We start from the raw sequence: 14,066 nt of genomic DNA on the forward strand, positions 1-14,066 counted from the left end.
GTTTCTCCGGCCATCGTCCGGCTCGCGCGCATTGCGCCAGCCTCTGATGAGCAAAAATAATCAAAAGAACAGTGGAGCGGCCATGCAACAGATCAGATCGCAAGTGACCGAGCGCGACGGCTTGTTTGAGCTCGAAGCCGGCAGCGATGTCCTCGACAGTCCCCGATACAACCACGACATGGCACCGACCAAGGTGCGCGAACGAACCTGGAACAAATGGCACATCACCGCGCTGTGGGTCGGCATGGCGATCTGCGTGCCGACTTACACCCTCGGTGGTGTTCTTACTGCCTACTTCGGCCTGACCGTGGGCGAAGCGCTACTGGCGATTCTGTTCGCCAATATCATCGTGCTGATCCCGCTGACCCTGAACGCCTTCCCCGGCACCAAGTACGGCATTCCGTTTCCAGTATTGCTGCGCTCGTCCTTCGGCATCCTCGGCTCCAACATTCCATGCCTGATCCGTGCCCTGGTGGCGTGTGGCTGGTTCGGCATCCAGACCATGTTCGGCGGGCTGGCGATTCACCTGTTTCTCGGCTCGGTGTTCGATGGCTGGAAGGCCCTCGGTGGTACCGGTGAAGTGATCGGTTTCATGCTGTTCTGGGCCTTGAACCTGTGGGTGGTGATTCGCGGCGCGGACTCGATCAAATGGCTGGAAACCCTCTCGGCGCCGTTGTTGGTGCTGGTGGGCGTGGGCCTGCTGGTGTGGGCCATGCCAAACGTGTCGATGACCGAGTTGCTGGCGATCCCGGCCAAGCGTCCGGAAGGGGCCGGCGTGGCCAGTTATTTTGCCGCCGGGCTGACGGCCATGGTCGGCTTCTGGGCCACCTTGTCGCTGAACATCCCGGACTTCAGCCGCTACGCGAAAAGCCAGAAGGATCAGATCATCGGGCAGATCATCGGCTTGCCCTTGACCATGTTTCTGTTCGCCTCCCTTGGCGTGGTGATGACGGCCGCGTCGGTCAAACTGGTGGGTGTCACCGTCTCCGACCCGGTCACCCTGATCGGCCATATCCAGAGCCCGGTCTGGGTGGCACTGGCCATGGCACTGATCATCATCGCCACGCTGTCCACCAACACCGCGGCCAACATCGTGTCGCCGACCAACGATTTCCAGAACGTCGCGCCCAAGCTTATCAACCGCACCAAAGCGGTGATGCTGACCGGCCTGGTCGGGTTGGCGCTGATGGCCCATGAACTGCTGAAAAAGCTCGGGCTGATTGTCTCGGATCTGAGTCTGGAGACGGTGTATTCCAACTGGTTGCTCGGCTATTCGAGCCTGCTGGGGCCAATCGCCGGGATCATGGTGGTGGACTATTTCCTGATCAAGAAACAGCAACTGGATCTGGCTGGCCTCTACCGTGATGACGTGTACCCGGCGTGGAACGGGTTCGGCTTCATCGCGTTCGGCGTGCCGGTGGTGTTGACGCTGCTGTCGCTGGGCAGCGACGCCTTCAGCTGGTTCTACAGCTACGGCTGGTTCACCGGTTCGGCCCTGGGTGGGCTGATTTATTACGGTTTGTGTTCGATGCGGCCGAGCCCGACTGTTGCGAAATCTGCAGTTTGATCGTTCCCACGCTCTGCGTGGGAACGCAGCCCGGGACGCTCCGCGTCCCAGAAGCGGACGCAGAGCGTCCATGGATGAATTCCCACGCAGAGCGTGGGAACTAGAAGAACTGAGGAGATCACCATGAACGCTGCCATAGACGTTCTGCAATCCACCCATCAGCACATCAATCGCGACCGTCTGTGGCAGTCGCTCATGGACCTGGCCAAGCTCGGCGCGACGGTCAAGGGCGGTGTCTGCCGGCTGGCCCTGACCGACCTCGACCGCCAGGCGCGCGATATCTTCGTGAAGTGGTGCGAGGAGGCCGGTTGCACGGTCAGCATCGACGCCGTCGGCAACATCTTCGCCCGTCGTCCGGGACGCAATCCGAACCTGCCACCGGTAATGACCGGCAGCCACATCGACACTCAGCCCACCGGCGGCAAGTTCGACGGTTGCTTCGGCGTGCTGGCCGGGGTCGAAGTCTTACGTACCCTCAACGACCTCGGCGTGGAAACCGAAGCGCCGCTGGAAGTGGTGGTCTGGACCAACGAAGAAGGCTCGCGCTTCGCCCCGTGCATGATGGGCTCCGGCGTGTTCGCGGAAAAATTCACCCTCGAGGAAACCCTGGCCAAGGTCGATGCCGAGGGCGTGACCGTCGGCGAAGCCTTGAACGCCATCGGTTACGCCGGTCCGCGCAAGGTCAGCGGTCATGCCGTGGGTGCGTATTTCGAGGCGCACATCGAGCAAGGCCCGATTCTTGAGGACGAACACAAAACCATCGGCGTGGTGATGGGCGCGCTGGGGCAGAAATGGTTCGACCTGAAACTGCGCGGTGTCGAAGCCCACGCCGGCCCGACGCCAATGCACTTGCGCAAGGACGCGCTGGTCGGCGCCGCGGTGATCGTCGGCGCGGTCAATCGCGCAGCCCTCGGTCATCAACCCCATGCCTGCGGCACCGTCGGCTGCCTGCAAGCCTATCCCGGCTCGCGCAACGTGATTCCCGGCGAAGTGCGCATGACCCTGGACTTCCGTCATCTGGAACCGGCGCGACTCGACTCAATGATCGCCGAAGTCCGCGAGGTCATCGAAACCACCTGCGAGCAACACGGCCTGAGCTTCGAACTGACACCCACCGCCGACTTCCCGCCGCTGTATTTCGACAAGGGCTGCGTCGAAGCGGTACGCGGTGCGGCTCAAGGGCTCGGTCTGTCGCACATGGACATCGTCAGTGGAGCAGGGCACGACGCAATCTTCCTCGCCGAACTCGGCCCGGCCGGGATGATCTTCGTGCCTTGTGAAGGTGGTATCAGCCATAACGAAATCGAAAACGCCGCGCCGGATGATCTGGCCGCCGGGTGCGCCGTGTTGTTGCGGGCGATGCTGGCGGCGTCGCAGGCGATTGCCAGTGGTAAGCAGGCGGCTTGACCACTGGCCTGGCGGGGATGCTCAACGGCGGGTTTGCAGCGCTTTGAACATCAGCATCCCCGCCAGCATGGCGATGGCGAACACCCAGGCCTGCCAGTGCCCCGTCGGCAACAACACCAGTGCCGGGCCGGGGCAGATGCCGGCAATACCCCAACCGATGCCGAAGAGCAGGCTGCCACCGATCAGGCGTCGGTCCAGCTCACGGCTGACCGGCAATTGCATAGGCGCACCCAGCAAGGATGTCGGTTGTTTCATGGCCCAGTGAAACGGCCCCCAAGCCACGGCAATGGCGCCGATCATGACCAGCGCCAGTGAGGGATCCCACAGGCCGGCAATGTCCAGAAAACCCAGCACTTTGGCCGGGTTCGCCATGCCGGCCAGCAACAGGCCGATGCCGAACAGCAGGCCGGCGAGGAAAGCGGTCAGTTTGCGCATGTTCAATACCCCAGTAGATGACGCAGGACGAACACGGTCACGAAGCCTGTGAACATGAAACTCAATGTCGCGGCAATGGAGCGTGGTGACAGGCGCGAGATACCGCACACGCCGTGGCCACTGGTGCAGCCGGAGCCATAACGAGTGCCGATGCCGACGCACAATCCGGCGACGATCAGCCCCACCGTACCGGTTTTGAATTCGATGGCCGGCCACACATGAAACAGCGCCCACACCAACGGCGCCGCCAACAGTCCAAGCAGGAACAGGGCTTTTTCACCTCGTCCTGAATCATTACGCTCAAGCAGGCTGCCCAACAGCCCGCTGATCCCGGCAACTCGCCCGTTGGCCACCACCATTACGCTCGCGGCGAGGCCAATCAGCGCTCCTCCCGCGAGGGCAGACCAGGGCGTGAAGTGAAGAGAATCAAACACCATGGCAACTCTCCTGATAGGCAAGGAGCGGCACTAAACCACTCTTTCCCTATTGAGCATAGGGCTACTTTGGGAGGGCAGCGGGTGCCGGGCTTTTCGCACTATCACAAACGTCTGCGGTCGTAATCTTCACTGGGCAGCGCGCAAAAGTGCCGCCGCAATTGTGGAGTTCCAATGAGCCAGGACGTCCTGAGCACTGAAACCAATCGCCGCCAGTTGCAGCAGATCATCGCCGGCCTGTCTGATGGGGTGATTCTGCTGGAGCTCGACCAGACCATTCTCTGGGCCAATGACGCCGCGCTGGCCATGCACGGTGTCAGCGAGATTGGCGAGTTGGGGGCCAATGCCGGGGAGTACGCCAAGCGTTTTGCCTTGCGTTATCGCAACAATCATCCGGTAGCGATCGAGAACTATCCGATCAGCCGCGTGGCCCGTGGCGAGACGTTCAGCGATGTGATGGTGGAGGTGACGCAGCTGGAAAATGAAGAGCGCACCTGGGTTCACAGCGTGCGCAGCATGGTGCTGGCGGACCGTGCCGGTGAGCCGGAATCGTTGGTGCTGATCATGAACGACGTCACCGACTGGGCCAGCGCCGAGCAGCGCTTCGAGAAAACATTCAACGCCAACCCGGCCCCGGCCGTGATCTGCCGCCTCAGCGATTTGCGCTACATCAAGGTCAACCAGGGCTTCGTGGACATGACCGGCTATGCCCGGGATCAGGTGATCGGCGCTTCGACCTATGAGCTGGATGTGCTGGAACGTGCCGAAAACAAGGATCTGGCCAAGCAGCGTCTGCGTGACGGCGCGACCATTCCGCAGATGCAGGCAGAACTGCAATTGGCCAAGGGTGGCAGCAAGCAGGTGATCGTTGCCGGGCAACCGCTTGAGCTCAACGACGAAGCTTGCATGCTGTTTTCCTTCGTCGACATGGAGCTTCGGCACAAGGCCGAAATCGCCCTGCGCCAGAGCGAGGAACGGTTCGCCAAAGCGTTTCGCCTCACTCCGGTGCCGATCCTGGTGTGCCGCGCCGCCGACCAAGTGGTGATGGACGTCAACGAAGCCTTCCTCGAGTCCCTCGCATTTCCCAATGATGAAGTGCTCGGCAAGACCGTGGCGCAACTCGGCTTCATCGATGACGCGGGCGCTCGCACGCGACTGTTTGCGACCCTGGAGAAAAGCGGGCGGGTGGATCGTGTCGACGTCAGGGTGCGCCGGAAGGATGCCGGGCTGATTGATTGTGCGGTCTCGGCGGACACCGTGAACATTCAGGATGGCTCTTGTTACCTGCTGGTGTTGATGGACATCACCGAGCGCAAACGTACCGAGCTGGAGTTGGTGTCGGCGATCGAAGAGGTGATGAAAGATGCGTCCTGGTTCAGCCGTACGCTGATCGAAAAACTCGCCAACGTGAAAAACGTCAATTCGCCGCAGTTGCCCAGTGTGTCGTTCACCGACCTGACCGCCCGGGAGCGCGATGTGCTCGGCCTGATCTGTGAAGGCCTGGCCGACAAGGAGATCGCCGCGCGTCTGAAACTGGCACCCAATACGGTGCGCAATCATGTGTCGACGGTGTATTCCAAACTCGGTGTGCACAGTCGCAGTGAAGCGATCGTCTGGGCCCGGGAGCGGGGTTTGTTTTCCAGCGAGAGCCGGTCCAGGGGGCTGCGCTAAGGTGCAAATGCACTAGTGAGGGTGGTGCAATTTCATGTGTTGATCGGGTGGGGCTTTTTCTAGGCTGTGAGGGTGCGAGACGTGGCTTGGGCCCGCTATCGCGTCCTCTTCGATGCAGCTATAGGAACAGTCACATGGGTGCGAACAGAACAAGCGGGCAGTGGATTTTGCGCCGTCGCCAAGGTGAGTCGGGATGAATTATCTGGCGCAATTACGTACGCAGCTGGAGCGGAGCTTTTCGCCGTTGGCCTGTGAGTGTGCGCTTACGGGGGATAATTCGTTGACGGTGAAACTTTATCATCCAGCGACAGGGCAGGTGGATCTGGTGGTCAGCGGGTTGAGCGTGGCGACGCTCCGGACGCCGAAGGCAGTGGCAGACTTGATTGAAGAGCTGCGCTATGAGCTTGAAAGCAGTGGCTTGCATCGGTCCTCCGCTCTTTAGGTGTCATATCCTGCAGGCCAGCGTTAACGGTCACTGTCTTTCTGGCATTGGCGGGTAGCTAAGCTATAAGGAATGCGAGGGTATTTCTTTTCTGTGACAGGGCCGCGGGTTCGCGGGGTAGTTTCGAGTCGCGGAAAATGTCGATTACTTACCGCGGGTCAGTCTATGAACAGTTTTGGAAAATGTGCTTTTTCGGCACTGTCGATCGCACTCTGCATGGCGATTCTGGGTGGTTGTGCCAGTCCGCCGCCTCCACCCCCGGCGGCGCCGCCACCGACACCGGTTCGCACCTGCTCGACCACCGAAAGTACCGATGTGCAGGGTGATATGAGGGCTGAGGGGCAGGTGACCCGAACCACGACCCTGACCCGTTGCGTCACTCAGTAAGCCTGGTCTGGCGTACCGCCAGCGGCGCTGTGCGCGGCTGGCGGGTATGGCCCGAGTCGCGGTTCAGATTTCCTCGATCCTGACCCACCGTGACTCCCGTGCCGCCAGACGAATCGCCGTCGCCAGGCGTTCGACTTCCCATGCCTGCTCGAAATCGGTGCCGTCCTGGCCGAGGCCGGCCAGCGCCATCACCAGCTCATGCACTTCAAGGGTCTTGAGTTCGTTGTAACCCAACTGGTGCCCCGGCGCCGGGCTGAAGGCGGCGTAACCCGGCAAATCCGGCCCCGCCAGCAGGCGTTGGAAACCGCCTTGCCCGGCACGATACAGCCGCAGTTCATTCAAGCGTTCCTGATCGAACGCCAGGGTGCCTTGGGTGCCGCTGATTTCAAAACTCAGGTGATTCTTGTAGCCGTGTTTGAGCCAGCTGCTGCTGAACGTCCCTCGCGCGCCATTGGCGAACCGCAGCAACGCGTGGACCTGATCGTCGACCGCGACCTCGCGTCGTTCCTGACCACTCGCCGTCACGGGGCGTTGCGCATGTACGGTCTGGGTATCCGCGCACACCGCCTCGACGTCGCCCAGCAGATGACGGGCCATGGCCAGTAAATGACTGCCCAGGTCCGCCAGGGCGCCGCCGGCGTAATTGGCGTCGCAGCGCCAGGACCAGGGTGAAACAGGATCGGCCATGAAGTCTTCGCTGAACTCGCCCTGGAAACTGATGATCTGCCCCAGCGCGCCGTTTTGAATCAAATCCCGAGCCAGGCCGATGATCGGGTTGTGCTGATAGTTATAACCGACCCGCGTCACCACGCCAGCGGCTTTGGCGGCAAGGCGCATGGTACTGGCCTGCTCGAGGCTCACCGCCAGCGGCTTTTCGCAATACACCGGTTTACCGGCGGCGATGGCAGCCATGGCCATGGGGTAGTGCAGATGATTGGGGGTGGTGATGGCGATCAGGTTGACCTTGGGGTCATCGATCAGCGGTTGCCAGTCGTTGTGAGCAGCATCGAAGCCCCAGGCGTCGGCGCAGTGGCGGGCGCGCTGCGGGTCGGCGTCGGCAAGGGCGGCGAGCTTGAGCTTCAGCGGCAATTCAAAAACAGCGCTGACATTGCGAAAGGCCAGGGCGTGGGCGCGGCCCATGAAACCTGTGCCGATGAGTCCGATACCGAGTTCGCGCATAGCCGGGGTCCTTTGGATTTTTATTTTCAGGAGGGCTATTTATGGAATATAAATTCGTAACATGCAATAAAGTGGAATAAATATTCTTTTTCTTGGCGAGGTCAGGAAGCGCTGAGAATGGCTACACCGCCTTGCGTCATTGCCTACAACAACGCCGGAATCTGCCGGCTTGTGCGTCTTGTTAGCGGCCTCTATCGTTTCCAGGTGTGCAGATCAGCGACAAATCGCGGGCTTTGATGACGGGACAGACACCACAGACTATATTGGCCACTAATTAATCAAGTTTGAGCAATGCAACCAAGCTCGAATAGAGGTGGCTATGTCGAAGGATCTCGAAAAAACGGCCTATGTTTTTGTTGATGGTGACCGTCACGAAGCTAAGGTTGTACGTGATTCTGCAGGATTCCAGCACGGCGGCATTGTCCGGCTAACGAATGGCAAAATCGTTAGCGGTCGTACCGGTGCTGCCGGAATAAACGCCGAGAAGACATACGGACTTATCGCAGCAGCGGTTGCAAAGAGTGGATCAGGAGTAATGCTGGATATGGATAGAGAGGGACACAAAGCATCGACTGGGACTGGCTGGGTCATGGTTGGTTCTAACGGTAGCAGGCTATCAGCCGCCACTTGTGCTTCGGTACGTATCGATGAATACGCTACTGAAATGCTCAAGGATCCGGACAAGGTTCGGGAGTTCTTCAAACGTGTGAATGGCGAAACCAAGGCTCGCTGATGTATTGCATTTCTCCTTCTTTTGTTCTTGGTTTCCATGGGTGTGAGCGAGAAATTGGGGAGCGTGTGCTGGCTGGAGAAGCAACACTCCTTGATAGCACTAATGACTATGATTGGCTTGGTCGCGGCGCCTATTTTTGGGAAAACAACCCGCAGCGCGCGTTAAGTTTTGCGACCAATGCACAAAAACGGAGCTCTATCAAAAATCCATTCGTGATTGGGGCAGTGACTGACTTGGGGCGTTGCCTGGATTTCACAACTGAGAGTGCGTTGCGTGAAATCCGTCAGACCTACCTCTGGCTTGAAGCCGCCTCAAAAGAAGAAGGCGGTCAACCTCTTAAGAAAAATAGTCAGTATCTACGTCGTTTGGATTGTCAGGTCATTGATGCGTTGCATACCTTCCGGGAGCTTACAGAGGCACCTGCGTATGATTCCGTTCGTTCACCATTCTGGGAGGGCGAATGTCTTTATCCTGATACAGACTTTATGCATGAAACGCATGTTCAGCTGGCGATCCGTAACGTAAAGAGTATCAAGGGCTATTTTAGAGTTCTGGATTTGACAGGTAAGCCGGTTGAGTTTGTGCGGGGTGAATAGTGCCGTCTCTGGCCCAGTCCCATCTATCAAACGATTACCTGACACCCGATGCATCTCAGAAACAGGCGAGAGTCTTCCACGAGCCCTCCGATCAAACACCAAAGGCAGCCCTGAGGCTGCCTTTGGTTTATTCGCAAAACCGAATCAGGACAGGAACCCGCCATCCACATTCAGCGAAACCCCGGTCGTATAGCTGGAAGCATCACTCGCCAGGTACAACACCGCACCGGCCATTTCACTCGGATCCGCCACGCGCTTGAGTGGAATCTGCTGCAATGCGGTGTTCAAAATTGCCTCGTTCTTCACCAGCGCCGATGCAAACTTGGTGTCGGTCAAACCCGGCAGCAAGGCGTTGCAGCGAATGCCGAACTGCGCGCATTCCTTGGCGAACACCTTGGTCATGTTGATCACCGCTGCCTTGGTCACCGAGTAGATGCCCTGGAAGATCCCTGGCGAGATGCCGTTGATCGAGGCGACGTTGATGATGCTGCCGCCGCCGTGTTCGCGCATCAGCTTGCCGGCTTCCACCGACATGAAGAAGTAGCCGCGAATGTTCACGTCGACGGTTTTCTGGAAGGCGCTGAGATCGGTGTCCAGCACGTTGCAGAACTGCGGATTGGTCGCGGCGTTGTTGACCAGGATGTCCAGACGCCCGAATTGTTCGCGGATGGCGGCGAATACCTGGGTGATTTGTTCCATCTCACCGATGTGGCAGGCAATGGCGGTGGCCTTGCCGCCGGCGGCGATGATCGCGTCGGCGACGTGCTGGCAGCCGTCGAGCTTGCGGCTCGACACGATCACGTGGGCACCTTGCTGCGCCAGCAGTTTGGCGATGGCTTCACCGATGCCGCGACTGGCACCTGAGACGAAAGCGATCTTGCCGTCGAGGTCGAACAACTGAGTCTTGGACATGATTTTTCCTTGTTATGGGGCCTGATCAGAGGCTGGATTTCTGAATGACCTGCAAGCTCATCTGCTCCAGCAGTTTGTTCATGTGAATGAACTGTGCGAAGCGTTTGTCCTGGGTCTGACCATGGAAGAAGCGGTAGTAGATCTGCTGCACGATGCCGGCCAGACGGAACAGGCCATAGGTGTAGTAGAAGTCGAAATTGTCGATCTGGATGCCGGCACGCTCGGCGTAGTAATCGACGAATTCGCGGCGGGTCAGCATGCCGGGGGCATGGCTTGGCTGGCGGCGCATCAGTTGCACCGGTGCCGGGTCGTCGGCTTCGATCCAGTAGGCGAGGGTGTTGCCCAGGTCCATCAGCGGATCGCCGAGGGTGGTCAATTCCCAATCCAGCACGCCGATGATCTGCATCGGATTGTTGGGGTCGAGGATCACGTTGTCGAAGCGATAATCGTTGTGGACGATGCTCGACGTCGGGTGATCGGCTGGCATCTTGTCGTTGAGCCAGGCCTTTACCGCTTCCCACTTCGGCGCGTCCGGGGTCAGGGCTTTTTCGTAGCGCTCGCTCCAGCCTTTGATTTGCCGCGCGACATAACCTTCGGGTTTGCCGAGGTCACCCAGGCCATAAGCCTTGTAGTCGACCCGGTGCAGTTCGACGAACTTATCGATGAAGCTCTTGCACAGGGTTTCGGTCTTCGCCGAATCCAGGCCCAGTTCCGGTGGCAGTTCGGCGCGCAGGATGATGCCCTTGACCCGTTCCATCACATAGAACTCGGCGCCGATCACCGATTCGTCGGTGCAGTGCACATAGGCTTTGGGGCAGTAGGGAAAACCGTCCCGCAGTTGATTGAGGATGCGAAATTCGCGGCCCATGTCGTGGGCGGACTTGGCCTTGTGGCCGAACGGCGGCCGACGCAGGACGAATTCCTGTTCGGGGTATTCCAGCAGGTAAGTCAGGTTCGACGCACCGCCCGGAAACTGGCTGATCACAGGCAAGCCACTCAGGCCCGGAATGTGCGCCTTGAGGTATGGATCGATCAGGCTGGCATCGAGTTCTTCGCCGGAGCGGATACGGGTGGACTGGTCAGTAAGCGCCATGCTTATCCCTTCTGCTTATTTTGGAGGCCAGACATCATTGGCTAATCTAATGGCGCGCCGGGGTGGCCACAAGCGCGGCACGGTCTTATAGGTTAGCGTGTTGCCGGATAATCAGCGTTCCTGATGTGCGCGAACAGGCGCGGCGGGCTATGGTTCAGGGAGCACCGCTTCCAGGAAGGAGATTCGACATGGGCTGTCCGCAAGTGTGCGCCACCGCGACCCTGCAATGCAGTTTCGGCGCGGCGCCGGCGGTACTCAACGTGCTGCCAGTGAACCGCACAATGACCGGGGGCATGCCGGCGGCGAACATCATGGACCACATTCCGTTGGTGAACGTCATGCCGTTCGGCACGTGCATGAGCATGGCCAACCCGATGGTCGCGGCCGCCACCGCCGCCGCACTTGGCGTGCTGACGCCGATGCCGTGCATCCCGGCCACCGCCACCCCGTGGATCCCCGGCGGCGCGCCGACCCTGCTGCTGGGCGGCATGCCGGCCATCGATGCCAATAGCACCTTGATGTGCAACTGGGCCGGAGTGATCAAAATCGTGATGCCGGGGCAAATGCAGATGCTGATTCCCTGATCGCCCACAACGGAGCTTAGGCCTGCTCGGGATCGCTCCAGCGCCTGAACCACCAGCGCACTCGTGAGATCGGCTTGCCGTCGGCGTCCAATGGTCGTCCGTCGCTGGCGAAGCCCTGTTCCGGTTCCAGCAATTGACCGTTGAGATACCGAGCCTCGACGGCCGGCTTGCCGTTGGGATGAAAGCGTTGATAGCGCCCGTCGCGCACACCGTCGCGGTAAAACTCGACCTCCGCCAGTTGCCCATCGGGAAAATAATTGAACGCCTCGCCATGCAACAGCCCTCGGCGATAAGTCGCCTTGCGCTGCAGACTGCCTTCGGGGGCATAGAAACTGGCAACCCCCTGCAGCTTGTCACGCACAAACGGCAACTGCGCCGAGACCTTGCCATTGGGGTGGTAGAGCAGGGTGGTGCCTTGCAGCTCGCCTCGGTTGTAGTGCAAATCAGCCTGCGCGCGCCCGTCATCCTTGATGTGCAGCGCACCGTCGAGCTGGCCATCGAGCAAGCGCCCTTTGAGCTGTTTATCGTTCTGCTGCAAATCCAGCGGCGTGATGGCCATGGGTTTTCCTTGTCAGTTGACCTGCACCAGACCACCCTTGATGATCAGCATGCCGCCACCATCCACGGTCTGCGAAGCGGCGCCCTTGTTGGTCAGGCTGATCCCGGCATCGTTGGTCATGGTCGTACCGGCCTTGTTCTCCAGCGAGGTGCCAGCCTGGTTGCTCAGAGAGGTCCCGGCCTTCTGACTGATCGAAGTACTGGCCTCGGCCGCCAGATCGGCGCCGCTCTTGATCGAAAAACTGCCGCCACTTTGCAAGGTCAGGGTACCGGTCACCTTGATGGTCAGGTTGCCGTCTACCGTCAGGCTGTAATCACCGGTGACCTTGTGCGCGTAATTGCCACCGGTACTGTGGGTCTGGTCGGCGCCCACGGTCACCGTGCGGCTGTCCTTCACATCGAGCGTGTCGCTGCCGGTCTGGATGGTCACGCTGCGTTTGCCTTTCTCCAGCGTCACGGTCTCGTCGCCGTCCTTCACCGTGCGCGTGCGAGCGTTCTGCACGGTCAGGGTTTCATCGTGGCCGACCGTGGCGGTGGTGTCGTTGAGCACGTTGATCTTCAGGTCTTTCTGCGCCTGCAAAAACACCTCTTCGGCGTCTTTCTTGTCCTCGAAGCGCAACTCGTTGAAACCACCGCCGCCCTTGGACGATTGGGTCTTGATCCCGGACTGGGTCTGATTCGCTGGCAGCGCATAGGGCAGGGCGTTGTCACCGTTGTAGACGCAGCCGGTTACCAGCGGTCGATCCGGATCGCCATCGATAAAGGTCACGATCACTTCCTGGCCGATGCGTGGCACGAACTGCATGCCGAAACCCTTGCCGCTCCAGGGCAGCACCACCCGCACCCAACAGGAACTGGTTTCGTCGTTCTTGCCGTCGCGATCCCAAGGGAACTGCAACTTGATCCGGCCGTATTCGTCGGTCCAGATTTCTTCGCCCGACTTGCCGACCACAATTGCCGTTTGCGGGTGCATGCGCGGTTTGGGGGTGATGCGTTCCGGGCGGTACGGCGTGGCCTTGGGGATTGCCTCGAAGCGATTGCGATAGCTGTCGTGACTGGCGTCATGTGTCACCGCCGTCACTACCCAATCGATGTTCAACGTTGAATCATCGTGCCCGGCGAGGGTGAACCAGTGCCCCGGCACCAGCCAGCGGCAGTCGCTCTCACCGACAAAACGCTTCTCCTGACTGCGCAACCCGTCGACCCGCTGCTTGGTCAATGCATCGCCGCGCGCCTTGGCGTTGTAGCCACCGGGATGCTCGTACATCGACAGCGGCCCGGCCACCGCTTCAGCCTGGCCGTACAGCGAAGTGGTCGGGGTGGTGAATTCGTAATCCGTCGCCCGATACACCCCGGCCACCGCTTGCACACAGACTTGCCCGGAGCGAATGCCATGCAATTCACGCTCGCCCAACTGCTGGCCGAGATAGCTGACCTTCGGCCCGTTGGGGATCGGCACGAACGCGTCGTTGCTGTCGCCCAGCACCAGCGTGTGCTTGCCGTCCTCGTGGGTGAAAAACCAGAAAATCCCTTCTTCCTCCAGCAACCGCGAGACGAACGCAAAATCGGTTTCGCCGTACTGCACGCAGTATTCACGCGGGGTGTAACTGCCGGTGAGTGAGAGCTTGAAGTCGGTGAAGGCGTGGGCCTTGAAAATCGTGGTGACGATGTCCGAGGTGCTGAGGTTCTGGAACACCCGATTGTTGCTGGCCAGGGTCAGCCACCAGAGCCATGGCCTAAACACAAGCTGATAACGCTCGGCGGTGGCGTCGGCGGGGAGTTGGCGGATTTCTGCGACCAGCGCGTCTAACGGGCGAGTCAGGGCGTCGTTGTGCAGGGTGGCGGTGATGTGGGTGGCGACGGCGGTGGTCAGGGTGAGCGAGGCGCCATCGTTGAGTCCGTTGAGGATTAGCGAGCCCAGCGTGTTAAGACTTTCTTCACCAGAAAGGGATTCAGGGTATAGCGCCGACAGCGAGGCGGCGGTGAGGGAGAGGCTGGTATTGCTGTCGGTGGTACGGGGCATTGAGCAACCTCAAGCAGTGATCAATGAGTGTGTGGCGACCTACAA

General features: G+C 59.9%; 14 protein-coding genes. 7 read left to right on the forward strand and 7 right to left on the reverse strand.

The genetic code is table 11. The annotated features are described in order from the left end of the window. The first annotated feature begins 82 nt into the window (after positions 1-82). Both PSH69_RS13385 and PSH69_RS13390 read left to right on the forward strand, forming a co-directional pair. Positions 83-1,567, forward strand: coding sequence for an NCS1 family nucleobase:cation symporter-1 (locus tag PSH69_RS13385; protein ID WP_305412440.1), 1,485 nt, complete (start codon positions 83-85; stop codon positions 1,565-1,567). Positions 1,568-1,690: 123 nt separating this feature from the next. Continuing rightward, positions 1,691-2,974: a Zn-dependent hydrolase gene (locus PSH69_RS13390; RefSeq protein WP_305412442.1), complete on the forward strand. Its 1,284-nt coding sequence runs from the start codon at positions 1,691-1,693 to the stop codon at positions 2,972-2,974. A 21-nt stretch (positions 2,975-2,995) separates the two neighbouring features. Here the strand turns inward: PSH69_RS13390 and PSH69_RS13395 are convergent, their stop codons facing one another. Together PSH69_RS13395 and PSH69_RS13400 are read right to left on the reverse strand one after the other, a co-directional pair. Next, entirely contained in the window at positions 2,996-3,409 is a 414-nt protein-coding gene (locus tag PSH69_RS13395; protein ID WP_019648908.1) for a DUF6691 family protein, read from the reverse strand. A 2-nt stretch (positions 3,410-3,411) separates the two neighbouring features. After that, the gene (locus PSH69_RS13400) at positions 3,412-3,846 is read right to left on the reverse strand and encodes a YeeE/YedE family protein (RefSeq protein WP_019579379.1); all 435 of its coding nucleotides are present in this window, start codon (positions 3,844-3,846) and stop codon (positions 3,412-3,414) included. Between the two features lie 171 nt (positions 3,847-4,017). Here PSH69_RS13400 and PSH69_RS13405 point away from each other — a divergent pair, with 171 nt between their 5' ends. Together PSH69_RS13405 and PSH69_RS13410 are read left to right on the forward strand one after the other, a co-directional pair. Next, the gene (locus PSH69_RS13405) at positions 4,018-5,514 is read left to right on the forward strand and encodes a helix-turn-helix transcriptional regulator (protein WP_305412445.1); all 1,497 of its coding nucleotides are present in this window, start codon (positions 4,018-4,020) and stop codon (positions 5,512-5,514) included. 193 nt (positions 5,515-5,707) lie between these two features. Beyond that, entirely contained in the window at positions 5,708-5,956 is a 249-nt protein-coding gene (locus PSH69_RS13410; protein ID WP_305412447.1) for a DUF1652 domain-containing protein, read from the forward strand. A gap of 450 nt (positions 5,957-6,406) precedes the next feature. Here PSH69_RS13410 and PSH69_RS13415 read toward each other — a convergent pair whose 3' ends face one another. Continuing rightward, complete coding sequence (locus PSH69_RS13415; RefSeq protein ID WP_305412449.1) at positions 6,407-7,522, reverse strand: Gfo/Idh/MocA family protein; 1,116 nt, start codon at positions 7,520-7,522, stop codon at positions 6,407-6,409. Positions 7,523-7,841: 319 nt separating this feature from the next. On the opposite strand from PSH69_RS13415, the gene PSH69_RS13420 reads away from it, so the two are divergent. Together PSH69_RS13420 and PSH69_RS13425 are read left to right on the forward strand one after the other, a co-directional pair. Then, on the forward strand, positions 7,842-8,255 hold the full coding sequence (locus PSH69_RS13420) for a hypothetical protein (RefSeq protein WP_019648913.1): 414 nt from the start codon (positions 7,842-7,844) through the stop codon (positions 8,253-8,255). Beyond that, positions 8,255-8,851 carry a hypothetical protein gene (locus PSH69_RS13425; RefSeq protein ID WP_305412451.1) on the forward strand — a complete coding sequence of 199 codons (597 nt, stop codon included), beginning with the start codon at positions 8,255-8,257 and terminating at the stop codon, positions 8,849-8,851. The genes PSH69_RS13420 and PSH69_RS13425 overlap by 1 nt, the downstream gene beginning before the upstream one ends. A gap of 144 nt (positions 8,852-8,995) precedes the next feature. Here PSH69_RS13425 and PSH69_RS13430 read toward each other — a convergent pair whose 3' ends face one another. After that, positions 8,996-9,763, reverse strand: a complete 768-nt coding sequence (locus PSH69_RS13430) for an SDR family oxidoreductase (protein WP_018929676.1) — start codon at positions 9,761-9,763, stop codon at positions 8,996-8,998. A gap of 25 nt (positions 9,764-9,788) precedes the next feature. After that, on the reverse strand, positions 9,789-10,856 hold the full coding sequence (locus tag PSH69_RS13435; protein ID WP_305412454.1) for a phosphotransferase family protein: 1,068 nt from the start codon (positions 10,854-10,856) through the stop codon (positions 9,789-9,791). Between the two features lie 188 nt (positions 10,857-11,044). Here PSH69_RS13435 and PSH69_RS13440 point away from each other — a divergent pair, with 188 nt between their 5' ends. Then, positions 11,045-11,440 (forward strand): DUF4280 domain-containing protein, encoded by a 396-nt coding sequence (locus PSH69_RS13440; protein ID WP_018929674.1) that lies wholly within the window; start codon positions 11,045-11,047, stop codon positions 11,438-11,440. A gap of 16 nt (positions 11,441-11,456) precedes the next feature. On the opposite strand, the gene PSH69_RS13445 is transcribed toward PSH69_RS13440, so the two are convergent. Continuing rightward, entirely contained in the window at positions 11,457-11,999 is a 543-nt protein-coding gene (locus PSH69_RS13445) for a toxin-antitoxin system YwqK family antitoxin (RefSeq protein ID WP_305412456.1), read from the reverse strand. A gap of 12 nt (positions 12,000-12,011) precedes the next feature. Continuing rightward, on the reverse strand, positions 12,012-14,021 hold the full coding sequence (gene tssI / locus PSH69_RS13450; RefSeq protein WP_305412457.1) for a type VI secretion system tip protein VgrG: 2,010 nt from the start codon (positions 14,019-14,021) through the stop codon (positions 12,012-12,014). Positions 14,022-14,066: the final 45 nt, after the last annotated feature.

Source organism: Pseudomonas sp. FP1740 (assembly GCF_030687165.1).
In the GTDB taxonomy this organism is placed as follows: domain Bacteria; phylum Pseudomonadota; class Gammaproteobacteria; order Pseudomonadales; family Pseudomonadaceae; genus Aquipseudomonas.